We start from the raw sequence: 24,636 nt of genomic DNA, 5'->3' as shown, positions 1-24,636 counted from the left end.
CGTATCGTGGATTGGACATTGTGTAGCGAACGACACAACACCTTGTCTAGCCCAACCGTCTTCGTTTAAAATCCGGGCTTCTCTTTGGGGAGTAGCCAGCTTCCGGGTCATCCGGAAGAGCCCGTGTCAACATTCTCGGCAGCATCTGCCGTGGCGCGGGTAGCCATCCAGGTAGGCGAGACCATAGACGTATCCTGCAGCCAGGCTGGGCGTGCAGGCACGTCCATGGACTTCGCCCGGCCAAGGAACCCCGTTCATGAATTTCCCCGCTCTCGTTCTCCTCGCGCTTGCGATGTCCACTGACGCCTTTGCGGCAGCCATCGGCAAGGGCGCCGCCATGCAGAAGCCGCGGTTCTTGCAAGCCTTGCGCATCGGTCTGCTGTTCGGCGTGATCGAAGCCATTACTCCCCTGATCGGCTGGTTCGCCGGTTCCGTGGCCTCCAAGTGGGTCGCCCAATGGGATCACTGGATCGCCTTTACCCTGTTGCTGGTGCTGGGTGCACGCATGATCCATGAAGGTTGCAGCGACGACGATGAAGAAGACGCCGAAGCCGGCGCCCCCAAGCAATCGGTAGTGATGCTGGCCTTGACGGCTGTTGCCACCAGCATCGATGCCATGGCCGTGGGCGTGGGCCTGGCCTTCATCGATGTGAATATCCTGGAAGCGTCGCTGTTGATCGGCCTGGCCACCACCACCATGGTGACCATCGGCGTGATGGTCGGACGCGTGCTGGGCCACCTCATCGGCAAGCGTGCCGAGATCATCGGTGGCGTGGTGTTGATTGGCGTGGGCGCGGCGATCCTGTATGAACACCTGACCCGCGTCGGCGGTTGATGGCGCGATCAGTACGGCGCCAGCTGCTGTAGCCTGGCCGCGCGGGTGGCGCAGTAGTCGCTGGCCATCTGGCGAAAGGCGCTCACCGCCGGGTTGTCCTGGTCGGCGCGCCAGGCCATGCCCATCTCCGCACGCGGCATGTCGCCGGCCAGCGCGCGGAACTCTACCCGGTCATAGTGGAAACGTTGGGCCGAGGCCGGCAGGATGCCTACGCCCAGGCCGGCGCGCACCAGCGAGAGGATGGTGTGGCTCTGGTCGATGTACTGGGTGAAGTCGGGTTTGACGTCGGCTGCGGCCAGCATGGCCATGATGCGCTCATAGAAATACTTGCCGTGCGTGGGCGAATGCATGATGAAGGGCTGGCCATCGAGCTGGGCCATGGCGATGCGTTCATGCTGCGCCAGCGCATGGCCCTTGGGCATGGCCAGTACCAGTGGTTCGTCTTCCACCAGCGTCAGTTCCAGCGGCTGGCGCGAGCTCAGCGGACGCAAGAAACCGATGTCGATGGTATTGGCGGTGAAGGCTTCCAGTTGCGCCACTGAAATCAACTCGAACAGCACCACGTCGATTTCGGGCAATTCCTGACGTGCCTGCATCAGCAGTTCCGGGATCAACTCGTAGCCGGCGGCGCCGGTGAAGCCCACTCGCACGCGTCCGGTCTTGCCCTGGCTGGCGCGCCGTACCGTGCTCTCGGCCTGCTCGGACAACTGCAGCAGGCGCGAGGCATCGGCCAGGAACACCCGGCCTTCCGGGGTCAGCCGCACCGTGCGGCCAACCCGTTCAAACAATTGCACGCCCAGCTTGTGCTCCAGCAAATGGATCTGGCGCGACAGCGGCGGCTGCGTCATGTTCAGCAAGGCGGCGGCGCGGCGGAAATTGAGTTCGGTCGCAGCGACCACGAAACAACGGACTTGAGCCAGATCGAGCATGAGAATTCGCCTGTGAAGGGAGCGCTTGCATTATAGGCGCGCTCCCTGCCGTGGGTGCGCCGGCTTCAGGTGGTCAGGCTGCCGTCCGGCCGCTGTCCGGCCAGGCCTTGTGCCAGGCTGGCCAGGACCATCTCGCCCATGGCCGTGCGCGACTCGACGGTGGCGCTGGCGCGATGTGCCTGCAAGACCACCTGGTCCATCTGCAGCAAGGCCGCCGGTACATTGGGTTCATCGACGAAGACATCCAGCCCGGCGCCGGCGATCACGCCACGTTGCAGGGCATCGACCAAGTCCTCTTCCACCACCAGCTTGCCGCGCGCGATGTTGATGAGAATCCCTTCTCGCCCCAGGGCATCGAGCACTGCCGCGTTGATGATGCCCTGTGCCTTGTCGGCTGCGGCGGCCAGGACCAGCACGTCGCTTTCGCGCGCCAGTTGCAGCAACTCGGGGATGAAGCGGTGCGACAACTCATCCATGGCGCGCAGGTCGGTATAGGCAATCGGGCAGCCGAAGGCGGCCGCGCGCTGGGCGATGGCGCGTCCCACCTTGCCCATGCCGACGATGCCCACGCGCTTGCCGCTCAAGCGTCGCGACAGCGGGATGGCCGCAGGCGAAGGGTGGCGCACCCAGTCGCCGCGTTGCACGAAGGCATGGCCTGGGCAGATCTGGCGGCTGACCGCCAGCATCAGCCCCAGGGCCAGGTCGGCCACGTCTTCAGTCAGCGCACCGAAGGTGCCGGTGACTGGCAAGCCCTTGCTGCGCGCATGATTCAGGTCGACCGCATCGGTGCCCACGCCATTGACTGCGACCACCTTCAGAGCCGGCAGACGGTCCATCAAGGCATTGCTGATACCGGTATGGCCGCCGGTAATGACGCCTTCGATGACGGCACCGTGGCGTTCGATATAGGCTTCCTTGTCCTCTTGCTCGAACAGGCGATGCATGTGGTAGAGGCTCTCCAGCTTGTCGTTGATGGCCGGGACCAGGATGGGGTTGAGCTGCAGCACGTGGCGTTTCATGGCGGACTCCTTGTCATTCGGTGGTGATGCCGGCGCATGATGCGGGCATTCAGGCTGCCCGTCCAATCCGAAAAGACTATCAATCGATACATAAATTGGTGACTGATCGGGTATCAATATCGATTCAATCCGCACATCACCTGATAGCCAGAAAAGATTGGACGCGATGCACGTGCGCGACCATGATTCCCAGCGTCGGCCCGATGACACGGCCCGCCACGACAACAAGGTGCCAGCGCTTCCCTTGCCGGGAAGCATGACCAGGCCCCCGATAACGATAAACACGAGACACGCCACAAGGAGTCCGACGATGAGTCATGTCGATGCCGCCGACCAGGTCGGCCGCCGCAGTTCTGCTGCATCCTCCGCCTCTGCCCACGCCGCCCCGCTGGCGCAGCAAAAGCCGACCCGGTACCGCTGGGTGGTGATGGGCCTGATCTTCCTGATCTGGGCCATCGCCTGTGCCGACCGCGCCAATTTCGGCATCGCCCTGCCTTACATGAAGAAGGAATATGGCATTTCCAATACCGAAGCCGGCCTGATCGTCAGCCTGTTCTCGTTCGCCTATGGTTTCGTGCAGATTCCGGTGGGCTTGATGTACAAGCGGCTCAGCGAAAAGACCACTGGCATCCTGTTCTCGGTGTTCATGCTGCTGACCTCGCTGTTTACCGGGCTGATGGGAACCACCTCGTCAGTGTTGCTGCTGCAGTTGTACCGGGTCGGACTGGGTTTGTCGGAAGGCCCGCTGGGCATAGGCTGTACCAACGTCATCAATCGCTGGTTTCCCCCGGAAGAAAAGGGCACTGCCACCGGCCTGTGGATCGCCGCCTCCAAGCTGGGGCCGCTGGTGGTGCCGACGGTGTGCATCATCGTCATCCAGTGGTGGGGCTGGCGGGAAATCTTTTACGTCTTTGCCATACCGGGCATCTTCCTGGCCATCCTGTGGTTTTTCCTGGTGACCAATTCCCCTACCGAGAACCGTTTCTGCAATGACGCTGAGCGTCGCTACATCAGCCAGGAGGTGCCGGCTGCGGGTGCCGCCACTACGTCACCCGGCAAGCCGCTGGTAGGTGCGCAGGTGGCCCCCATGCCCTGGCTGGACGGCATCAACCGCACCCGCCGCGTGCCGCGCCTGGAAACGCTGCGTCAGGTCTTCACTTCCTGGAACGTGATTGGCGTAGCCATCGGTTATGGCTGCATGATCGGGATTTCCAACATCTTCATGTCGTGGATGCCGACCTACCTGGTCACGGTCAAGGGCTTCGCTTCGGTGAAGATGGGCTTCCTGGCTTCGGCTCCCTTCATCGGTGCCGTCGCCGGCAACATGCTGGGTGGGGTGATTTCGGACCGGCTGCTGGGTGGTCGGCGCAAGCCCATGATGCTGCTGGGCGCACTGGGCACGGCGGTGATGACCCTGCTGTTGATCGAGGCGCCCGACAGCGTGCTCTACCTGGGGGCCATGTTGATCCTCTCGGGCTTGATGCTGGGCATCGGTTTCGCCGGCTATTCCGCCTATCCCATGGGGCTGGCGACCAAGGCCACCTATCCCACCGCGTTTGGCATCGTCAATTCGCTGGGCCAGATCGGCGGTGCCTGCGCCCCGCTGGCGGTGGGGATGCTGCTGGATCGTTATGACTGGACCAGCGTGTTCCTGTACATGGTCGGTACCTCGCTGCTGTGCCTGATGCTGCTGTTGAGCGTGGTGGAACCGATCACGGTGAAGAAGGCTGGCGAGCAAGCCTGAAGCGTCGTGCGCTGCTGCTGCATCCCGAGGCTCGCCATGTGCGGGCCTTTTTGTTGAAGCTGATTAATATGCAATTAGTATTAATAAGCATCAAATTATATATTGGACAAACAGTCCACCCAAAGGCACTCTTGTGCTCCCTTTTTCCCTAAGCAGCCCTGAGGAGACACCCATCATGCCGACCTATCGTTCCCACACCACCACCCAGGGCCGCAACATGGCCGGCGCACGCGCACTGTGGCGCGCCACTGGCATGAAGGATGGCGACTTCAACAAGCCCATCATTGCGGTGGTCAATTCCTTCACCCAGTTCGTGCCCGGCCACGTGCACCTGAAGGACCTGGGCCAACTGGTGGCGCGCGAGATCGAGGCCGCCGGTGGCGTGGCCAAGGAATTCAACACCATCGCCGTGGACGATGGCATCGCCATGGGGCATGACGGCATGTTGTACTCGCTGCCCTCGCGCGACCTGATCGCCGACTCGGTGGAATACATGGTCAATGCCCACTGTGCCGACGCCATGGTGTGCATCTCCAACTGCGACAAGATCACCCCGGGCATGTTGATGGCCGCCATGCGCCTGAACATCCCCGTCATCTTCGTCTCCGGTGGTCCGATGGAAGCCGGCAAGGTCATCAAGACCGTCAACACCGACAAGAAGATCATCAAGCTGGACCTGGTGGACGCCATGATCCAGGCCGGCGACCAGAATATCTCGGACGCCGATGTGGCCGAAGTGGAGCGCTCGGCCTGTCCCACCTGCGGTTCCTGCTCGGGTATGTTTACCGCCAACTCGATGAACTGCCTGACCGAAGTGCTGGGCCTGTCGCTGCCGGGCAATGGCACCATCGTCGCCACCCACGCCGACCGCAAGGAACTGTTCCTGCGCGCCGGTCGCCTGATCGTCGAACTGGCCAAGCGTCATTACGAAGAGGATGATTATTCCATCCTGCCGCGTAACATCGCCACCAAGGAAACCTGGGAAAACGCCATGACCCTGGACGTCTCCATGGGCGGCTCCACCAACACCGTGCTGCACCTGCTGGCGGCAGCCCACGAAGCCAAGGTGGAATTCACCATGGCCGACATCGACCGCATCTCGCGCAAGGTACCTTGCCTGTGCAAGGTCGCACCGATGACCAACAAGTACCACATCGAAGACGTGCACCGCGCCGGCGGCATCATCGCCATCCTGGGTGAACTGGCGCGCGCCGGTCTGCTCGACACTTCGCGTCCCACCGTGCATAGCAAGACCCTGGGCGAAGCCATCGAAAAATACGACATCCGCGTCACCAGCGATGCCGAGGTACACAAGTTGTTCCGCGCTGCCCCCGGTGGCGTGCCCACCCAGGTAGCCTTCTCCCAGCAGGAGCGTTTTGCCGACAGCGACCTGGACCGCGCCAACGGCTGCATCCGCGATCGCCAACACGCCTACTCGCAAGATGGCGGCCTGGCCGTCCTGTACGGCAACATCGCCGAGAAGGGTTGCATCGTCAAGACGGCGGGCGTGGATGAAAGCATCCTGAAGTTCTCCGGCACCGCGCGCGTGTTCGAAAGCCAGGACGCCGCCGTGGAAGGCATCCTGGGTGACCAGGTCAAGGCTGGCGACGTGGTCATCGTGCGCTACGAAGGCCCCAAGGGCGGCCCCGGTATGCAGGAAATGCTGTACCCCACTTCCTACATCAAGTCCAAGGGCCTGGGCAAGGCGTGCGCGCTGTTTACCGATGGCCGCTTCTCCGGTGGCTCCTCTGGCCTGGTGATCGGCCACGCCTCGCCGGAAGCCGCCGAAGGCGGCGCCATCGGCCTGGTGCAGGAAGGTGACCTGATCGACATCGACATCCCCAACCGCAGCATCAACCTGCGCGTGACGGCCGAAGAACTGGCCCAGCGCCGCGCCGCCATGGACGCTCTGGGCGATGCCGCCTGGAAGCCGGCCAACCGCACCCGCGTGGTGTCGCAGGCATTGCAGGCTTATGCGGCGTTGACCACTTCGGCTGATCGGGGCGCGGTGCGTGATCTGTCGCAACTGAAGCGCTGATCTGCCATCGGTCTCATCATCCTGATATGACGAAGCCGCCCGGTCTATGCCGGGCGGCTTTGTTTTGGGCCAATGGTTACGGAGCGAGTGACTTTTCACAGAGGCCATCATGGGAATGGGTCTGATGATCGAATGTTTACGGCTTGTGCACATTGAATCGCGCTCACAGTTTGAATGGGAACAAACTCCGGCTCCGCTTTGGTAGAATTTTCACCCCCACAACCGATGTCGGAAAGACCTGCTGACGGTTTTCCAATGGGCCGGTTGTGGTTCCAAGATTAATCTGTCCAGGGGGAGTGCATTGAGTCGTCCTACGCTGAGCACTGATCAGGTGCTGGCCATGTCGCCCGACGTGGCTTCGTCCAAGTCCGCACAGGGCTTGGTCGTTCCGGCCAAGTGGTCTGCGCTGGGGGCAAGTGATGAAGCCGTATGGGGCGAATGCCAAGGCAGTGGAAGCAAGCCTTATCAAACGCAAGTCCATTTCGTGGATGGCGTGTCGAGTTTCAAGTGCAGTTGTCCCAGTCGCAAATTCCCCTGCAAACACGGATTGGCTTTGCTCCTTTTGCTTGCGCGCGACAGCAGCAATTTCACCGGGGGCGAGCCGGCCTGGGTCACGGAGTGGCTCAGTTCGCGCAAAAACAGAGCAGAAAAGAAAGAGATCAAGGCAGCCGTAGCTGCCAGCGCACCCCCGCCGGATCCGGCACTTGTGCTCAAACGTCAGGCACAGCGCCTGCAACGCATGTGCGCAGGTGCGCGTGAGTTGGCACTGTGGCTGGATGATCTGATGCGCCAGGGTCTGGCCACCCTGAACCGCGAGCAAGAGCAGAACTGGCAAGCCATGGCTGCGCGCATGGTGGACGCGCAGGCGCCCAGGCTGGGCCAGCTATTGACCAATGCGATGACGCTGGTGGGGCAGGGACGGGATTGGCCGGGCCGCCTGCTGGAGCGTCTGGGTAGCCTGCAATTGCTGCTGGATGCGCTGCAACGCTATGACCAGTTGTCGCCCGGTATGCAGGCGCATGTACGCCAGGCGCTAGGCTGGTCGTATGATCGTGATGAGGTGCTTGTAGCGGGTGAACGTGTCACCGATCAGTGGCGTGTGTTGGCCAATGTGGTGACCGCACTGGATAACCGATTGAATGAACACCGGGTCTGGTTGCAAGGCACCCGGACGCAGCGACGTGCCTTGCTGTTGGACTATGCCCATGCGACCAAACCTTTGGATCTGGGCTGGGCCGTGGGTCGGCTCTACGAAGCAGAGCTGGCTTTCTATCCGGGCGATCAAGCCTTGCGGGCGCTGGCGGTAGGTGCCGCTACCCTGGCAGATGCAGATGATGTAGCAAACGGTGGGGCTGACGCGGCACTTGCGCAAGCGTTAGCCGCCACATGTTTACGTGATGAAAGCCAGGAATGGGTGTCGATGGCGAAGCAATGTCTGGCCAATCCGTGGTTGATGCAAAACCCTGTATGTTTTCGGGATGTGCACCTGATGCACCACGAACCCCAAAAGGCAGAGGCTGGCTCCGGGTCAAATGCTTTGCCGGAATGGTATTTGCACCTCAACGCTGCCGCAGGCAGCCAAACTCGACCTAGAGTGGATTTACGCGTGGTTGATACGCATGGGTGGCAAATGATGGCGTTGGCTGGCGGTAGTGCGCTCAACGTCTTTGGCGAATGGAATGGTGAGCGACTCACCCCGCTGCTGGCATGGAATGCTGCGGAGCATTGGGTGGCCACACATGCGCCGCAGGAGCAGTAACGGTGACGACGGCGACAACTTCAACAACAGCGGCAACGAACACCAGCAGTCTTGACCATTGGGATGAGTTGGTCAAGGTGGCCTTGGTCGGCACCGACAGGCACTGGGCGCTGCCGCCCGCCACAGCACAAGACACGATCGGAGCGGCGCTCCATGAACGCTTGGCGGCAGAGCCATCCACCGCACCGGGGCAGTTGTTGCGTGTGGCCGGTGCATTGGCGCTGGGCCGCCGGGTGGCATGGATGCCTCCGTCCGAAGTTTCAGTACAAGTCCAGGTGGCGGCGCCAGAGTCGCGCAGGCGGGCTGCACCGGAATGGCTGCCTTTGCTTGATCAGGTGATGTCCATCGGTTTGCTGCGTCTGCAGGTGCAAGTGTTGCGGGAGATGAACCGGGCGGGTTTGCATGTGCCTTCGGTCAAGCTGCCCCTCTTGCTGCAAATGGGGGCAGGCAGCATGGCGTTGCGTGAGGAGATCAGCGCAGTCATCGGCGAGCGTGGGCGCTGGCTGGCGAAAAGCAATCCACAATGGGCCTATGCCGCTGGTGCGCACGAGCAGGCGGATACGCAAACCCTGTGGCGTGAAGGCAGCCTGGCGCAGCGCCGCCAGGTGTTGCTCGACCAACGGACCACGGACCCCGCTGCCGCACGTGAACGTTTGAGCCAGGAGTGGGGCAGTCTGCCCGCCAAGGAGCGCACCGCGCTGATCGAATGCTTGGCGGCGGGATTGAATCCCGACGACGAATCCTTCTTGCAAACCCAACTCGGCAAGGATCGCTCCCAAGACGTGCGCCGGATTGCCGCCGAGTTGTTGTCGGACCTTCCTGGCAGTGCCTATGCACTGCGCATGGTAGAACGCCTGCGCCCGCTGGTCGGCGCAACGGTGGATGCGCCGCTGCAGGCGGGTGAAGACTGGCAGGCCGATCAACTGGAGCTCAAACGTCCCGCCTATGAAGAACTGGGAGAACGCGCGTGGTGCTTGTTTCAACTGGTGCGGCGTACTCCCTTGTCCTGGTGGGAGCAACACACAGGAAAAAGCCCGGCGGAGATCCTTCTCTGGGGCATGCAGAGTGATTGGAAGGACGCGTTGCTGCGTGCATGGGTGCAGGCGGCCGCTCGTCAGCGCAAAGCGGTGTGGTGCGAGGCCTTGATTGAACATGTCGGCAACGAAAACCGGAGCTCGGCACAAGCCATGCTGCCATTGCTTGCGCCGACGCAGCGCGAGCAGTTTTATGTGCGCTGCCTGCCAGACAAACGACGGGATCTGTCCGGCCTGCTTGGCATGATTGTCGCCGGTTGTCCGGCGGACCAGCAGTTGTCGCGCGATTTTTCGCTGAGGTTGCTGCCCATCTTGCAAACCAGTCTGGCCAAGGGAAAGCAGTTTCAACAAGATGCCCTGCGTGCCCATTTGCCCTCGTTGATGTGCATCTTGCACCTGGACAGCCTGCGCCTCATTGAGCTGGACGATAGTCGCCACCACACCTACACGCTGGCCGACTGCCTGATGCAATGCATACAGGTGCGGGATTGCCGCGAACGCCTCGCACAGTTGGCGTCATCCTCCGCTTGAGGGCAACTGAAATCCGTACAGATCAATATCGCGAATCGACCTTCCAGACCGCAGGTGTCAATCACTACTCCCACTCAATCGAGACCAGAGCCCTATCCATGAATGCCAACACACAGCAAGTCTTACGTCAGCACGCCGAGCACCAGTTTGCAGAGGAGTTGGAGAACCTGCAAAAAGTCGACAAACGCCAACGTCCCGCGAATTGGAAGCTTTCGCCCTGGGCCGTGCTCACCTACCTGATGGGCGGCAAGCTCGACAACGGTTTTGAAGTCAGCGCCAAATACATCGGCGCGCCACGCCTGATGGAGATTGCCGTGTCTACCCTGGCGACCGACCGTGCCCTGCTGCTCTACGGCGTGCCGGGCACCGCCAAATCTTGGGTGTCAGAGCATTTGTCGGCCGCCATCAGTGGCGACTCCACCATGCTGATCCAGGGTACGGCGGGCACGAGCGAGGAGCAATTGCGTTACGGCTGGAATTACGCGCAATTGCTGGCGCATGGTCCTTCCGAAAACGCCCTGGTGCCCAGTCCGTTGGTGCAGGCCATGAAGCTGGGAAAGATCGCCCGTGTGGAAGAGTTGACACGCATCCCGGCGGATGTGCAAGACACCTTGATCACGGTGCTGTCGGAAAAAACCTTGCCCATTCCCGAATTGGGCAGCGAGGTGCAGGCCGTACGCGGTTTTTCCGTCATTGCCACTGCCAATAACCGTGACAAGGGTGTCAATGAACTTTCCAGTGCGTTAAAGCGGCGCTTCAATACGGTGGTGTTGCCTGTGCCGTCCAGTGAACAAGAGGAAGTGCAGATTGTCGCCAAGCGCGTGGCAGAGCTGGGCCGTGCGCTGGAGTTGCCGGCTGAGCCGCCGGGCCTGAAGGAAATTCGCCGCGTGGTGCAGATTTTCCGTGAGTTGCGCAATGGCCAGACAGAAGACGGCAAGACGCGCATCAAGTCGCCGTCCTCCACGCTGTCCACGGCAGAGGCTATTTCCGTGATCAACAGCGGCATGGCGTTGGCCGGGCATTTTGGTGACGGTTCCTTGCACGCAGCGGACATTGCCTCGGGCCTGATCGGTGCCATTGTGAAAGACCCGGTGCAAGACCAGGTGGTGTGGAAGGAGTATCTGGAGACCGTGGTCAAGGAACGCCCCGACTGGATAGAACTCTACCGCGCCTGCCGTGAGCAACTCTAAGCCCGCCCCCCCGTCTGCGATGGCAGAGCTGTCTTCCTCGACCAGAGTGGAATCTGGCCCTGCCCAAGCGCAGGGCCCGGTGCATTATTTCGGCATCCGTCACCACGGCCCCGGCTGCGCCCGCAGCTTGCGGCGTGCGCTTGACAGTTTGCGACCTGACTGCATCTTGATCGAAGGTCCGCCGGAGGCCAATGCGCTCATTCCCTACGTGTTGCACCCGGAAATCAAAGCGCCCGTTGCATTGCTTGTTTACACCTCTGGCAGTACCCAGGACGCGGTTTTCTATCCCTTTGCCGACTACTCGCCCGAGTGGCAGGCCTTGCAATTCGGTGTGCAGGGTGGCATACCCACACGTTTCATCGATTTGCCCCAGGCGGTCCGTTTGGCGCAAGAGCAGGCACGACGTTCTGCCTTGTTGGCTCAATTGTCGGCATCGCCCCCATCTGTGGCGCCCGTGTCACCCTCGGAATCGCCTCCATCGTCCACCTCGGCCGACGACGAGGTCGACCAGCCTCTGATACACGAAGAGCCCGCAGACGGAGCAGATACCAGCTTCAAGCCCTGGCGACATGATCCCCTGGATGCCTTGGCCCACGCTGCCGGCTTTGCCGATGGGGAAAGCTGGTGGAATCAAATCATTGAAGAGCGCGGCGACGGTGAGGATTTGTTCAGTGGCATCACCGAGGCCATGACAAGCCTGCGTGAAACTTGGTCGTGGGAACGCTCGCCTGAGGATGAGCAACGCGAAGCACAGCGGGAAGCCCATATGCGTCAGTGCGTGCGCGAAGCGGTCAAGGAGGGGTATCAACGCATCGCCGTCGTTTCTGGCGCTTGGCATACCCCTGCTCTGATGGCGCAACACACTATCAAGGCGGATGCCGCCCTATTGAAAAGCTTGCCTAAAGTCAAGACAGAGGTCACCTGGGTGCCGTGGACTTACCATCACCTCACGCTGGACAGTGGCTACGGTGCAGGCGTGGCCGCGCCGGGCTGGTACGACCATTTGTGGCGTGCATCCGATGCAGATAAATACCCAGCCGCCCACGCTACCCATCTACCTGACCGCGCCACTAGCTGGTTAGCCCGCGTGGCGCGGCTGTTGCGTGAGCACCAGATCGATTGCTCCAGTGCCCACGTGATCGAGGCCACGCGGCTTGCCAATACCCTGGCCGTGATGCGTGGCGCTGCTCATCCGGGGTTGGATGAGCTGGACGAGGCCGTGCGCACCGTCATGTGCATGGGTGAGTCAGCGCCTTTGCAGCTTATCCATCGCGCCCTCACGGTGGGTGATGTCATGGGGCAGGTGCCGCTGGATGTGCCCGCTGTTCCTTTGCAGCGTGACATGGAACAAGCGCAGAAAAAACTGCGGCTCAAGGTCGAGGCCACGCACCGGGTACTGGAACTGGATCTGCGCCAAGACATGGACCTGGCCCGCAGCCACTTTCTGCATCGCCTGCGTTTGATCGGTTTGAACTGGGGCGAGCCAGCACGCGCAACACGTGGCAACCTGGGTACATTCCGTGAGAGTTGGGCACTGCAATGGCAACCAGAGTTTGCCATGCGTGTGATCGAGGCCAGCCGCTACGGTGCAACGGTGGAGCAAGCCGCCTGCGCTCGTGTGGCCGAGCAGTGTGCCCAGCTCACCCGCCTGGAAGACTTGGCGGATCTGATTGATCAGGTGCTATTGGCCGAACTGGCTGCCGCCGTTGAGGTGGTGAGTGCCGCATTGCAAGCGCGCGCTGCGCTCACAGGGGATGCGATACAGCTCATCGGTGCGGTGCCACCCTTGGTGCGCGTGTTTCGCTATGGCAGTGTGCGTCAGACGGATAGCGCATTGCTCGCGCATATCTTGGACGGTTTGATTGTGCGCGGTGCCATTGGCTTGCCCTTGGCGTGTCAGGGCTTGGATGAGTCGGCGGCGCAATCTTTGCGCCAACCCATTCTCGCCGCCCACGAGGCTGTTGCCCTACACGAAGGGGCAGAGCAGATTGCCGCTTGGCATGGGGCCTTGAAGCAAATCGCACTGGGCGAAACCCCGCACGCTTTGCTGCGGGGCCTGTGCTGTCGTCTGATGCTGGACGCACAGTATCTGTCACAGGAAGAAGTCGCCACGCAATTGGCGCGCCATCTTTCGTCCGGTATGGAACCGCTGGACGCGGCGTATTGGCTGGAGGGATTCCTCAATCAAAATGCGATGGTCTTGTTGCATGACGTGCAGGTATGGAGTCTGGTCGATCAATGGCTGGCCAATCTGACTGACGAGCACTTTGTGCAAATCGTTCCGCTGGTGCGGCGCAGCTTTGCCCGCTTTTCTCAATCTGAACGGCATGACTTGGGCGTGCGCGCTGCCCACGGTGCCGCAGTTGCGCCCAAACCAGTCGCTGCCCGCACCTGGAGTGCAGAGCGCGCTGCCATGGCCGTGCCCACGCTGCGGCTGTTGCTGGGCCTGACGGCTGAATAAACAGACAGTTGATGTGAGAGTGAATGACTGAGGGATCACCATGACAAGCCACCTGCCAACACCCGCTACAGCATCTGTCGCATCCCCCGCGGCACCGCCCACGGACCGCCTGCAACGCTGGCGTCTGGTTCTCGGCGTGCAAGCTGAAAAAAGCTGCTGCGGCTTGCCGGATACGTTAAGTGGCATAGACCAGGCATTGAACGCCTTGTACGACTCCCAAGGCAGCCAGGGGCTGCAACGCAAGGGCAGCCGGGGTGACTCGGCCCCCAGCGTGGCACGTTGGTTGGGCGATATACGCAATTACTTTCCCAGTTCTGTCGTCCAAGTCATGCAGCGCGACGCACTCGACAGATTGAACATGCGCGAGATGCTGCTCCAGCCAGAAATGCTGGAGTCTGCCCAACCAGATGTCCACCTTGTGGCCAGCCTGGTCGCGCTCAACAGCGTCATCCCTGCTGAGACGCGCGAAACAGCGCGCATGGTAGTCCGCCGTGTGGTCGATGCACTGCTCAAGCTGCTCGATGAACCTTTGCGCAGCGCCATCAGCGGCGCCCTGGACAGAAGCCAGCGCAATCGCCGCCCGCGACATGCCGAGATCGACTGGAACCGTACCCTGCGCGCCAATCTGCGCCACTGGCAACCGGACTACAACACCATCGTGCCCCAGACGCTCATCGGCTATGGACGCAAGGCGCGTCGTCCCCAGCGCGAGGTGGTGCTGTGCATAGACCAAAGCGGTTCCATGGCTGCTTCCGTGGTGTATTCCAGCATCTTCGGCGCGGTCATGGCCAGCTTGCCCGCGGTGGCCACCAAGCTGGTGGTGTTCGATACCCAGGTCGTCGACATGACCGAGCAGTTGCAAGACCCTGTTGATCTGCTCTTTGGCGTGCAATTGGGCGGCGGCACCGACATCAACGGTGCCATTGGCTACTGTCAAACCCTCATCAGGGAGCCGCGCAACACCATCCTGGTATTGATCTCCGATCTGTATGAGGGCGGAGTTGAAGCCGGCTTGCTCAGCCGTGCGCGGGAGCTGGTCGAGTCTGGCGTGCAATTCATTGCACTGCTGGCCCTCAGTGATGAAGGGGCTCCTGCGTATGACAGGGAGCTGGCAGCCAAACTGGCCAGCCTAGGCGTGCCCAGCTTTGCCTGTACCCCCGATGCTTTTCCCGGTTTGATGGCTGCGGCTATCCGGCGCGACGACATCAATGCTTGGGCGGCAGGGCAGGGCATCAAAACCAGTCGGGCAGCTTAAGCAACCTCCAGGCGTTTGAAGGATCGCTCCAGGACGTAGCATCAAAACGCGAATCAGGCCTTGATCGCCGGCCGCATATGCGTCGAAGCAAACGCCAATCCCTCCTCGAAGGACGACAGCACCATATCCACCTGCTCCTTGACGCTAGCAGCCTCCACCTCTTCATTGAAGAACGAGGGGCGGATCGTCACCAGCAAAGCCTGCGGCAGGTTCTCGCGCAACAGCCGGACGACCTCCAGCCAGGTCGCCAGGTGCTCGCGCACCGGATAGACCAGGAACACGATGGATACCAGTTCAGCCTTGCTGTTGTCGGGCTGCTCCGCTTGCGGCTGGTCCAGCGTGATGCCGCGTGCATCGATGCCGCTCACGCGCAGGGTATGGACCAGCAATTCCGAAAGCAGGTCATCGCGCTCATCGCTCAAGCCGGCGCACAGCACCACCGAGCCCTGTGGCACATCCAGCGAGCCTTGCCAGCGGCCCAGGCGGGCCTGGCGCAACTCGCGCAGGTGGGCGCCGATACTGCTGTTGAGCAAGGGCACCTGGCGTCGGCGCCGCAGGCTGCGCGAGGCGCCCGGACTTTGCGTGAGTACTTCGGTCAGTTGCGACACCGAGCGCAGCAAGCGTTCCTGCTGGGCATTTTCGATACGGCCGTGGCGCAGGTCCTGTGCGGCCAGGGCCAGGCCGGGTAGCAGAATCTGGTCGCAATACTTGGCGAAGCTTTGCTTTTGCAGGTGGGCGCGGGCGTGGCGGATGATGGCATCCGATTCGCCGGCCAGCGCGCGCTGGTAGAAGCGTTCGGCGTGGCTCATGTCGGGCGCTTCACCCAGCAGGATGGTAATCGGTTCCAGGGCCGCGACGTGACGTCCGGCCACCACCAGGCACAGCGTAAGCGGGGTCGATAGCAACAGGCCGATCGGGCCCCACAGGCTGCCCCAGAACAGCGCCGAGACGATCACCGCCAGCGGCGAGAGGCCGGAGCTGTGACCATAGATGCGCGGCTCGACGAAGTTGGAGACGATCACTTCCAGCCCCACATAGAAGGCCAGGAAGGACAGCGCCAGCCACCAGCCCGGATCGATGGCGGCGATGAACACCGAAATCATCAAGCCCGAGGCCAGCGCGCCGAGGTAGGGCACGAAACGCAGCACCCCGGCCAGCGTCCCCCACAGCACCGCGTGCGGCACCCCGCCTGCGGCCAGCACGATACCCATGGTCAGGCCGAACACCAGGTTGACCACGAACTGCGAAAAGAAGAAACGCGACACCCCTTCGGCGGCATCGCCCAGGGCCTGCATGGTGCGGCTCATTTCGGTCAAGCCCGCCAGCCGGATCAGCCGTTCGCGCAGGGATTCCTGTTCCAGCAGGATGAATACCAGCAGCACCAGCACGATGCCGGCCTGGCCGATCGGTCCCCAGGCCAGGGCGAACAGGCGTCGCAGGGCGCCGCGCACCGACATGCGGGTATCGGCTTCCGGGGTGGCCGCAGCGGCTGCGGCTGTTGCCGCGGCGCTGGCGGCACGACCGTTCTTCTTGCCGCTGCGCGTGGGCTCCGGCATCGGCTGCGGGATCACCGCCGTCAGTTGGGCTTCCAGTCGGGCGAAGGGACGCTCGGTCATGGCGCGCACGCTCTCGACCTTTTCCTGGATGGCGTCGCGGTACTGCGGCAGGTCGCTGGTCACGCTGACCAGCTGGAAGGTCAATACCACCGCCAGCGCCACCAGGCAGCCGCCCACCAACAGCACCGAGACCATGGCCGCGGCGGCGCGGTTCAGGCCCAGGGCATCGAGTTTCCTGACCAGGGGCAGGATGATCAGGCTGGCAATGCCGGCCACCGCCAGCGGCGCCAGGATCTCGCGGCCGAAGTACAACATGCCCAGCACGACGGCGGCGCCCAGCAAGGTGGTGGAACTCAGGCGCGAGAAAGCGGAAGTCTTGAGGTTTTGCATGGTGTGGATGGGAGCGGCGACAGCCGCAGACAGCAGCGGCGGGAATGCAGCGCGAGTATAGCTGTTGGCTCTGCTGTGCGCTCGCCCTGCCTGGAAGTTTTGTTCACCATGACAATGTCGGGCAGGCCTGGCGCGGCTTGTGCACGGGCAGGTTCAGCGGATTACTTCATATAATTCTAGGGGAAGCCCATCCGGGTCGGCAAAGAAGGTGAAACGGCGACCGGTGTATTCATCGACGCGGATCTCTTCCACCGCCACGCCTTGCGCTTCCAGTTCGGCCTTGCTGGCGACGACGTCGGCTACTGCGAAGGACAGGTGGCGCAGGCCGCAGGCTTCCGGGCGCGAGGGGCGTGCCGGCGGATGGGGGAAGGAGAACAGTTCGATCTGGGTGCCATCGGGCAGGCCCAGGTCCAGCTTCCAGGAGTGGCGCGCCTGACGGTAATGCTCGGCGATCACGCGCAGACCCAGCAGGTCCACGTAGAAGGCCTTGGAGACGGCGTAGTCGGAACAGATGATGGCGACGTGGTGAGTGCCTTGCAGTTGCATGGGAGACTTTCAGAGAATTGCCATGTGGATCAGCCCTTGGCCCCGCGCCGCGCCAGGGTGGCGCAGACTGCGCGCACCTTGTCGCGCAGCCAGCGATGGGCCGGGTCCAGTTCGACCCGTGGATGCCACATCAGCGACACGATGATGGGTTCGGTGGCCACCGGCAGTTCGAACCGGTGGATGCCGGAGGCACTGCCATCGGTGCGCGGTGCGCCAGCGGTGGTCAGGAAGGAAGAAGGCACGATGGTCACCAGATCGGAGGCGCGCACGATGGCCAGCGCGCCGGGATAGCTGGGCACCACCGCCACCACCTTGCGCGTGAGGCCGCGTTCGGCCAGTGCCGCATCGAGCGGACTGCGGGTGTCGCCACGCGGCGAGGCGCTGACGTGTTGGCAGGCGCAGTAGCGCTCGGCAGTCACGCGCCGTAGCGACGCCAGCGGATGACCGATGCGCACCGCGCCGACGAAGCGGTCGCGAAACAGGGTTTGCAAGCGCACTTCGGGCCCCATCTCGTTGGCCATGCCGATTTCCAGGTCGGCGCTGCCTTCGCGCAGCGGCAGCGGGCTGCGTTCCACCTTGGGCGCAAAGCGCAGCCGCACCAGCGGCGCTTCGGCGGTCACTGCGTCAATGAGGGCGGCACCGCAGGCTTCGATGAAACCTTCATTGGCGCGCAGGGTGAAGTCACGTTCCAGGCGCGCCAGGTCCAGTTCGGGGACCGACGGGCGCAACACCGAGCGGGCTTCATGCACCACATTGCGCACTCGCTCGCGCAGCGCCTCGGCACAAGGTGTGAGCACCATCTGCCGGCCGGCCCGCACCAGCAACTGGTCACCGGTGGCCTGGCGCAGGCGGGTCAGCGTGCGGCTCATGGCCGAGGCGCTCAAGCCCAGGCGGCGCGCGGCGCCGGCCACGCTGGCTTCGGCGATGAGGGCATCCAGTGCGATGAGCAGGTTGAGGTCGGTGGCGGTCATGTCGGCATCCTAGCATGGGTCACCAGACATGGCGTCGTATGCAATGATCCAATGCAAGCCATGCGTCTTCCGCCTTGTCTTGCGGCTGGCTATAGTGAAGTCCTGACCCCATCTTCTGCACTCACCATGGAACTCTTTTCCGATCTGCCCGGCGATGAAGGCTTGCCGGGCCAACAGCGCCGCCGCGCCATGCTGGCCGTGATGACGGCCACCACTATGGCGGTGTTTGACGGCACCATCATCAACGTCGCCCTGCCACAGATCAGCTTGGCGCTGCATACCTCGGCTGCGGCGTCGGTGTGGGTGGCCAATGCCTACCTGCTGGCCACCGCCATGACGCTGGCGGCGTTTGCCGCGCTGTCGTCGCGGCTGGGCTTTCGTATCCAATTCACGGCCGGGCTGGCGGTGTTCACGCTGGCCTCGCTGGGTTGCGCACTGTCGCGCTCGGTCTAGTGGCTTATTGCCATGCGCGTGTTGCAGGGACTGGGTGGCGCGGCCATGCTCAGCATTGCCCCGGCCATCCACCGCACGGTCTTTCCCAATCGTCTGCTGGGCCGCATCCTCGGTCTGAACGCGGTGCTGGTGGCGGCCGGCACGGCGGTGGGGCCGGTGCTGGGCGGCACCTTGCTGGCCGCATTGAGCTGGGAGTGGATCTTTCTGATCAACCTGCCCTTGGGTATGGTGGGCGTGCTGCTGGCGTGGAGCGCCATTCCCGAGACGCGCAAGCCTGCGCGTGCGCGCTTCGACATGGCCGGCGCCTGTTGGTCGGCGCTGGCCATGGGCGCGCTCATCATGGCCGCCGATACCTGTGCGCGCCTGGCCGAACCCGGCCAGGGTACCCAGGCCACGTTGCAGGCCGCTGCCTATGCCCTGGTGGCGCTGCTGGCCGCGCTGGCTTTCGTGCGGGGGCAGCGTCGCGCCCCCGAGCCCCTGTTGCCGCTGGATATCTTTGCCAATGCACGCTTCTCGCTGGCCGCGCTGACCTCGCTGGTGTCCTTCGTGGGCCAGGGCATCGCCTTCGTGGCCTTGCCCTTCCTGTTCCAGAATGGCTATGGCTACAGCGCCTTTGAATCGGCTGCATTGTTTACTCCGTGGCCGCTGGGCATTGTCCTGGTGGCGCCCCATGCCGGCCGCCTGGCCGACCGTCATTCGCCGGCGCTGCTGTCCAGCTTGGGGCTGGCGCTCTTTACGGTCGGGTTGGCCTTGCTGGCGCTACTGCCCGCGCACGCCCAGGCCTGGGACATAGGCTGGCGCGCGTTGGTATGCGGCATGGGTTTCGGTTTCTTCCAGAGCCCCAACAATCGCGAGATGCTCGGCAATGTCTCGCGCGAGCGCAGCGGCAATGCGTCGGGCGTGCTGGCCATCATGCGCACTTTCGGCCAGTGCCTGGGCGCGGCACTGCTGGGCATGATCCTGGCGATCTACACTGCTCATGCCGTAGAGCAAGGTAGCTTGCAGATGAGTGCGCTTGAAGATGGCGAGGCGATTCGTATCGCCTTGTGGGTCGCCACGGCAGCCACCGCGCTGGCCACCGCAGTGAGTGCCAGCCGTCTGCGGCGCCAGGCGCAATCGCCCGCCTGATGAGCTTTTAGGGGACACGGTGCAGAAAACGTCAGGGCGACCGCAGCGATGCTCAACACTGAAATGTACGTCGTGGTGTAACTTTTTTAGAGACCGGTTAAATCCTCGTTGATCCACGCTTTGCACTTTCCCGTGAGCGCTTAGACTGGCCTTTGCTTGCCGGTGCGCCGACTGCCACGGATGTTCATCACAACCACAATAGCGATCATCCCCCGTCCGCCCGATTCAAGCAGACAGGTTCGGCAGTTCATCTTCGCGCAAGCTCCTTCAAACTTTCCCTCAGCCAGCTACTAGACCGGTCAGGGGATATTACATAGGGGGTCAAATCATCATGGGTAAGTTGAAAGTCGTGACCAGGCTGGCATTGGGCTTTGGCCTGATCCTGGTGTTTTTGCTGGGTATCTCTGCATTGGGTTTCTACGGTATGTCGCGCGTCAATGATGCGCTCACCGATATCACTCGCGTCAATAATGCCGAAATCAAGCTGGCCAGTGCCTTGCGCAATGCCTTGAGCCAGCGCGCCATCGCCATTCGCAATATTGCCTTGCTGGAAGACGAAGCCTCCATGCAGGTCGAAGCGCAGACCCTGGCGCGCCAGGAAAAACTCTACGCCGACGCCTACACCGCCCTGGAGAAGATGTTTGCCACCGAAGCCGGCACCACCGAGCGTGAACACAAGCTGTTGGCGCAGGTCAAGGCCGATGAAAACGCCACCGTCCCGCTCATGGCCAAGGCCTTGCAATTGGGGTTGGAGAACAAGCCGGCCGAGGCTGTGAAGGTGCTCATCAGCGAAGTGCGCCCCAAGCAGCAGGCCTGGATCAAGTCGCTGACCGAACTCTCCGAATTCGAAGACCAGCTCAATGACGAAGCCGCCGTCAGCGCACGCAGCACCTACGAATGGCTGCGTACCCTGATGCTGACTTCCGTGGCACTGGCATTGCTGGTGGGCATCGTGGCCGCGGTGGCGATTGCGCGCAGCATCCTGCGTCAACTGGGCGCCGAACCCTCCGAGGCGCAGTCCATTGCGCGCGAGATCGCCAGCGGCGACCTGACCGCCACGGTGCGCGTGCGTGCTGGTGATGGTTCCAGCCTGATGGCGTCCATCGAGCAGATGCGTTACCAGTTGAACGTGATCGCCTATGGCATCAAGTCGGCCGCCGAAACCATCTCGGTGGCCAGTGGCCAGATCGCGCAAGGCAACTTCGATCTCTCGCAGCGCACCGAGGAACAAGCCGCCTCGCTGGAAGAAACCGCTGCCAGCATGGAAGAGCTGACCACCACCGTGCGCCAGAACACCGACCACGCCGCCGAAGCGCTGCGCCTCTCGGGTGGGGCCGCGCAGACCGCCACCAGCGGCAGCGCAGCCTTCGATCGGGTGGTCTCGACCATGGACAAGATCTCGGCCAGCTCGGGCAAGATGGCCGACATCATCGGCGTGATCGAAGGCATCGCCTTCCAGACCAATATCCTGGCCTTGAATGCGGCGGTGGAAGCGGCGCGCGCCGGCGAGCAGGGACGCGGTTTTGCGGTGGTGGCCACGGAAGTGCGCTCGCTGGCCCAGCGCAGTGCGGTGGCCTCCAAGGAGATCAAGGACTTGATCGGTGAATCGATGTCGCACGTGAATGCGGGTTCGGAACTGGTGGCCAATGCCGGTCATCAGATGAGCGAGATCGTGGCCTCGGTGCAGCGTTTCGGCGAGATCATGAACAATATCGCCACGGCCTCCCAGGAACAGGGCAGCGGCATCGAACAGATCAATACCGCCATCGTGCAGATGGATCAGGTGACCCAGCAGAATGCGGCGCTGGTGGAAGAAGCCAGCGCGGCGGCGCAGTCCTTGTCGCAGCAGGCCAGCGGCTTGCTGAAGGTGGTCTCGATCTTCAAGATCCGCACCGATGCGTCCACCATCGCGGCGGCCAGCAACAACGCCAATGTCGGCGCATTGCAAGGCGCGGCCCTGCCGGCCTTGCAGTGATCTGACAGGCGGCGCTCAGCCCTGGGCGCCGTCTTCGTCGTCTTCGTCCTTGGGCACGAACACCATGCCGGTCTTGGCGTTGTAATCCATCAGGCCGGCATAGCGGCCCCAGGCGATCATGGTTTCGAAGGTCTTTTCCGGGTTGTCGTAGGGCAGGGCGCTGCCGATGTCCTTCAAGACGCGCTCGGCCTCGATTTCCTCGGCCTCGCCCAGCACTGCCAGGATGATGTGGAAGATGCGCAGCTTGTAGACCTGCTCGGCGAAGATGGCGCGCTGACCCTTGCGGTCGGCGGCCACGAAGCGGCGACCGAGGTCGGTCAGGTAGACCTCCTGCTTGGGGGTATCCACCAATTCCAGGATTTCCGCGGCCTTCACGGTGGCGATGGTCTCGCCGAATTCCTTGCCGATTTCATCCGAAATGTCGTAGATGTTGTTCAGTTCCGGCTCATCGTGCAACAGGCTCATCAAGCCCAGGATCTGGCCCACCGGGATCAGCGGGATCGACTCCATGCGCTTGCGACCGCGCGAGATCGGTTCGCCCGGCACATGCGTTTCAGGCGGCAGGTCGGGCAGCGAGAGGGTGGTAATGGCTTCGTGGATGATGTTGACCAGGCGCTGGAATTCCGGGCTCTTGGAGTCGCGCGGATAGGGCAGCGGATTGTCCAGCACCAGGCCCAGGCGGCCCGGACGCGGGAACACCACGACGATGCGGGTGGCCATTTCCACCGCTTCCTCGATGTTGTGGGTCACCATGAAAATCGAGGTCAGGCCACTGTCCGGGGCGCGCCACAGGCTGATCAATTCCTGGCGCAGGTTTTCTGCGGTCAGCACGTCCAGGGCGCTGAAGGCTTCATCCAGGCACAGCAGCTTGGGCTTGGACACCAGCGCGCGTGCAATGCCCACACGCTGGCGCATCCCGCCGGAGAGCTCGCGCGGATAGGCGCTGTGGTAGTTGCCCAGGCCGATCAGTTCGATGGCGCGGTCTACCGCCGCATCGCGTTCTTCGCGGGTCGGGTTGTGCGACATCAGGCCGACGGCCACATTCTGTTCCACCGTCAGCCACGGGTAGAGCGCGAAAGTCTGGAACACCACCGAGGCATCGCGGTTGACGCCATACAATTGCTTGCCGGCCGCCATGGTGTGGCCCGAGCTGGGCTCGACCAGCCCGGTCAGGCAGCGCAGGATGGTGGACTTGCCCGAGCCGGATTGGCCCAGCAGCGCCAGCAGTTCGCCTTCGTGCACGGCCAGGTCGATGTTGTCCAGCACCTTGAGCTCGTGGCCGCCGGCAGTGTTATAGGATTTGCTGACCGCGCACAGTTCGGCGACGGCAGGGCGTTGTTGAGAGGTAGTCATGGCTGGGCTCAAGGTCAATCGAGGCGGAAACGGCGTTCGGCGAAGGCATACAGGCGACGCCAGACAAACTTGTTCATCATCACGACGAACATCGACATCACGCCGATGCTGGCGATGATGAGAGGCGTATCACCGGACTTGGTGACCGCCGAAATATAGGCGCCCAGGCCATCGGCCTTGAGCGACACATCGCCCCAGTTGGCCAGTTCGGCCACGATGGAGGCATTCCAGGCGCCGCCGGCAGCGGTACAGGCGCCGGTCACCCAGAACGGGAAGATGGCCGGCAGGATCAGGGTCTTCCACAGGTTCCAGCGCGACAGGCCATACATGCGGGCGGCTTCCTTCAAGTCATTGGGGATGGCCATGGCGCCGGCGATGACGTTGAAGAGGATGTACCACTGCGTGCCCATGGCGATCAACAGGATGCTGCCCCAGTTCATGCTGACGTTGCCGGCGACGAACCAGCCCACCACCAGCGGGAAGGTCATGTTGACCGGGAAGGACGCGCCGATCTGCGCCAGCGGCTGGGCGAAGCGGGCGATGTGCGGCTTGGAGCCGATCCATACACCCACCGGGGTCCAGATCAGGGTAGCGATCACCGTCATGGCCAGCACCCGCAGCAGGGTCAGGAAGCCCACCAGACGATGTGACCGAACAGGCTCCAGCTCATGGCCCCGTGCAGTGCATCGATGGCCGCCACCAGGCCGCGCAGGGATTCGAAGATCAGCAGGCCGAAGATGACACCCGAGACCAGGCGATTGGTCCAGCGCCGCCGTGCTACCCGCGCCGGAGTCAGGTTGCCGGCGGTGGCCGGGCGATGACGCGCCAGCCAGTTGCCCAGCGGGGTCCACAGTTTTTCATCGAGCCAGGTAAAGACGTAGGAGCCGCGCAGCAGGTCATAGACCCAGGAGGTCGGCGGCGAAGTCGATTCGGTCAGTTCGATCTTGAACTTGTCGGCCCAGGCCAGGAGCGGCCGCCAGACCAGTTGATCGCTGATGAGGATCAGCGCCAGCATGGCGATGACGGCCCACAGCGCTGCCGTATGGTCGCCCTTGTCGATGGCCTGTGCCATGTAGGAACCCAGGCCGGGCAGCTTCAGATCCTTGTTCATGACGCTGATGGCTTCGCTTTGCGCCACGAAGAACCAGCCGCCGCCGAAGGACATCATGGAGTTCCAGATCAGGCTGTGGGCCGAGGCCGGCAATTCCACGGTACGGAAGCGCTGCCAGGCGGTCAAGCGATAGGTGGTGGCGGCTTCCTGCATGTCGGTCGGGATGGTGACCATGGAGTGATAGAAGCCGAAGGCCATGTTCCACACCTGGCCGGTGAAGATGGCGAAGATGGCTGCGCATTCCACGCCCATCAGGCTACCCGGGAACAGGGCCATGAAGCCGGTCACGGTAGCCGAGAGAAAGCCCAGCACCGGCACCGACTGCAGGATATCCAGCGCCCGCAGAATCAGGGCGCGC

Annotated in this window: 15 protein-coding genes, 2 pseudogenes and 1 riboswitch; of the genes and pseudogenes, 10 read left to right on the top strand and 7 right to left on the bottom strand. The window is 62.7% G+C overall.

The window, feature by feature from the left end:
* Window positions 1–84 precede the first annotated feature (84 nt).
* Window positions 85–246: riboswitch (yybP-ykoY riboswitch) on the top strand.
* 10 nt (window positions 247–256) lie between these two features.
* Window positions 257–835 carry a manganese efflux pump MntP gene (gene mntP, locus I5W_RS00220; protein WP_044527742.1) on the top strand — a complete coding sequence of 193 codons (579 nt, stop codon included), beginning with the start codon at window positions 257–259 and terminating at the stop codon, window positions 833–835.
* A gap of 8 nt (window positions 836–843) precedes the next feature.
* Here the strand turns inward: mntP and I5W_RS00215 are convergent, their stop codons facing one another.
* Together I5W_RS00215 and I5W_RS00210 are read right to left on the bottom strand one after the other, a co-directional pair.
* Complete coding sequence (locus I5W_RS00215) at window positions 844–1,764, bottom strand: LysR substrate-binding domain-containing protein (RefSeq protein WP_044527741.1); 921 nt, start codon at window positions 1,762–1,764, stop codon at window positions 844–846.
* Between the two features lie 65 nt (window positions 1,765–1,829).
* On the bottom strand, window positions 1,830–2,783 hold the full coding sequence (locus tag I5W_RS00210; protein WP_044527740.1) for a 2-hydroxyacid dehydrogenase: 954 nt from the start codon (window positions 2,781–2,783) through the stop codon (window positions 1,830–1,832).
* A 310-nt stretch (window positions 2,784–3,093) separates the two neighbouring features.
* Here I5W_RS00210 and I5W_RS00205 point away from each other — a divergent pair, with 310 nt between their 5' ends.
* The 7 genes from I5W_RS00205 to I5W_RS00175 all read left to right on the top strand — a co-directional run bounded on the left by I5W_RS00205 (window position 3,094) and on the right by I5W_RS00175 (window position 14,795).
* Window positions 3,094–4,527 carry an MFS transporter gene (locus tag I5W_RS00205; protein ID WP_044527739.1) on the top strand — a complete coding sequence of 478 codons (1,434 nt, stop codon included), beginning with the start codon at window positions 3,094–3,096 and terminating at the stop codon, window positions 4,525–4,527.
* A 175-nt stretch (window positions 4,528–4,702) separates the two neighbouring features.
* Window positions 4,703–6,565 (top strand): dihydroxy-acid dehydratase, encoded by a 1,863-nt coding sequence (ilvD, locus tag I5W_RS00200; protein ID WP_044527738.1) that lies wholly within the window; start codon window positions 4,703–4,705, stop codon window positions 6,563–6,565.
* Between the two features lie 340 nt (window positions 6,566–6,905).
* Complete coding sequence (locus I5W_RS00195; RefSeq protein WP_044527743.1) at window positions 6,906–8,324, top strand: SWIM zinc finger family protein; 1,419 nt, start codon at window positions 6,906–6,908, stop codon at window positions 8,322–8,324.
* Between the two features lie 2 nt (window positions 8,325–8,326).
* Window positions 8,327–9,889, top strand: a complete 1,563-nt coding sequence (locus I5W_RS00190) for a DUF5691 domain-containing protein (protein ID WP_148289009.1) — start codon at window positions 8,327–8,329, stop codon at window positions 9,887–9,889.
* A gap of 98 nt (window positions 9,890–9,987) precedes the next feature.
* Complete coding sequence (locus I5W_RS00185) at window positions 9,988–11,079, top strand: ATP-binding protein (RefSeq protein ID WP_044527736.1); 1,092 nt, start codon at window positions 9,988–9,990, stop codon at window positions 11,077–11,079.
* Between the two features lie 19 nt (window positions 11,080–11,098).
* The gene (locus I5W_RS00180; protein WP_044527735.1) at window positions 11,099–13,540 is read left to right on the top strand and encodes a DUF5682 family protein; all 2,442 of its coding nucleotides are present in this window, start codon (window positions 11,099–11,101) and stop codon (window positions 13,538–13,540) included.
* Between the two features lie 40 nt (window positions 13,541–13,580).
* Entirely contained in the window at window positions 13,581–14,795 is a 1,215-nt protein-coding gene (locus I5W_RS00175) for a VWA domain-containing protein (RefSeq protein ID WP_044527734.1), read from the top strand.
* Window positions 14,796–14,848: 53 nt separating this feature from the next.
* Here I5W_RS00175 and I5W_RS00170 read toward each other — a convergent pair whose 3' ends face one another.
* The 3 genes from I5W_RS00170 to I5W_RS00160 all read right to left on the bottom strand — a co-directional run bounded on the left by I5W_RS00170 (window position 14,849) and on the right by I5W_RS00160 (window position 18,258).
* Window positions 14,849–16,741 (bottom strand): AI-2E family transporter, encoded by a 1,893-nt coding sequence (locus tag I5W_RS00170; protein WP_017455323.1) that lies wholly within the window; start codon window positions 16,739–16,741, stop codon window positions 14,849–14,851.
* A gap of 153 nt (window positions 16,742–16,894) precedes the next feature.
* The gene (gloA2, locus tag I5W_RS00165; protein WP_044527733.1) at window positions 16,895–17,287 is read right to left on the bottom strand and encodes an SMU1112c/YaeR family gloxylase I-like metalloprotein; all 393 of its coding nucleotides are present in this window, start codon (window positions 17,285–17,287) and stop codon (window positions 16,895–16,897) included.
* A 29-nt stretch (window positions 17,288–17,316) separates the two neighbouring features.
* Complete coding sequence (locus I5W_RS00160) at window positions 17,317–18,258, bottom strand: LysR family transcriptional regulator (protein ID WP_044527732.1); 942 nt, start codon at window positions 18,256–18,258, stop codon at window positions 17,317–17,319.
* Between the two features lie 126 nt (window positions 18,259–18,384).
* Between I5W_RS00160 and I5W_RS00155 the strand changes: the two are divergent.
* Window positions 18,385–19,839: pseudogene (locus I5W_RS00155) on the top strand (MFS transporter).
* Window positions 19,840–20,170: 331 nt separating this feature from the next.
* Complete coding sequence (locus I5W_RS00150) at window positions 20,171–21,814, top strand: methyl-accepting chemotaxis protein (RefSeq protein ID WP_044527731.1); 1,644 nt, start codon at window positions 20,171–20,173, stop codon at window positions 21,812–21,814.
* A gap of 15 nt (window positions 21,815–21,829) precedes the next feature.
* Here I5W_RS00150 and I5W_RS00145 read toward each other — a convergent pair whose 3' ends face one another.
* Window positions 21,830–23,167, bottom strand: coding sequence for an ABC transporter ATP-binding protein (locus tag I5W_RS00145; RefSeq protein ID WP_017455319.1), 1,338 nt, complete (start codon window positions 23,165–23,167; stop codon window positions 21,830–21,832).
* Between the two features lie 14 nt (window positions 23,168–23,181).
* Window positions 23,182–24,636, bottom strand: a pseudogene (locus I5W_RS34115) (ABC transporter permease); the annotation flags it as partial.

Source organism: Herbaspirillum sp. B65 (assembly GCF_000333555.1).
Classification (GTDB): Bacteria; Pseudomonadota; Gammaproteobacteria; order Burkholderiales; family Burkholderiaceae_D; genus Herbaspirillum; species Herbaspirillum rubrisubalbicans.
This window is presented reverse-complemented; position numbering and strand designations above follow the sequence as displayed.

Excerpts from the sequence above, each read along its gene's own strand:
- I5W_RS00150 (WP_044527731.1), top strand. The coding sequence starts at position 20,171 with ATGGGTAAGTTGAAAGTCGTGACCAGGCTGGCATTGGGCTTTGGCCTG.
- I5W_RS00185 (WP_044527736.1), top strand. The coding sequence starts at position 9,988 with ATGAATGCCAACACACAGCAAGTCTTACGTCAGCACGCCGAGCACCAG.
- I5W_RS00175 (WP_044527734.1), top strand. The coding sequence starts at position 13,581 with ATGACAAGCCACCTGCCAACACCCGCTACAGCATCTGTCGCATCCCCC.
- I5W_RS00160 (WP_044527732.1), bottom strand. The coding sequence starts at position 18,258 with ATGACCGCCACCGACCTCAACCTGCTCATCGCACTGGATGCCCTCATC.
- I5W_RS00170 (WP_017455323.1), bottom strand. The coding sequence starts at position 16,741 with ATGCAAAACCTCAAGACTTCCGCTTTCTCGCGCCTGAGTTCCACCACC.
- gloA2 (WP_044527733.1), bottom strand. The coding sequence starts at position 17,287 with ATGCAACTGCAAGGCACTCACCACGTCGCCATCATCTGTTCCGACTAC.
- I5W_RS00195 (WP_044527743.1), top strand. The coding sequence starts at position 6,906 with ATGTCGCCCGACGTGGCTTCGTCCAAGTCCGCACAGGGCTTGGTCGTT.
- ilvD (WP_044527738.1), top strand. The coding sequence starts at position 4,703 with ATGCCGACCTATCGTTCCCACACCACCACCCAGGGCCGCAACATGGCC.
- I5W_RS00210 (WP_044527740.1), bottom strand. The coding sequence starts at position 2,783 with ATGAAACGCCACGTGCTGCAGCTCAACCCCATCCTGGTCCCGGCCATC.
- I5W_RS00180 (WP_044527735.1), top strand. The coding sequence starts at position 11,099 with ATGGCAGAGCTGTCTTCCTCGACCAGAGTGGAATCTGGCCCTGCCCAA.
- I5W_RS00205 (WP_044527739.1), top strand. The coding sequence starts at position 3,094 with ATGAGTCATGTCGATGCCGCCGACCAGGTCGGCCGCCGCAGTTCTGCT.
- mntP (WP_044527742.1), top strand. The coding sequence starts at position 257 with ATGAATTTCCCCGCTCTCGTTCTCCTCGCGCTTGCGATGTCCACTGAC.
- I5W_RS00145 (WP_017455319.1), bottom strand. The coding sequence starts at position 23,167 with ATGACTACCTCTCAACAACGCCCTGCCGTCGCCGAACTGTGCGCGGTC.
- I5W_RS00215 (WP_044527741.1), bottom strand. The coding sequence starts at position 1,764 with ATGCTCGATCTGGCTCAAGTCCGTTGTTTCGTGGTCGCTGCGACCGAA.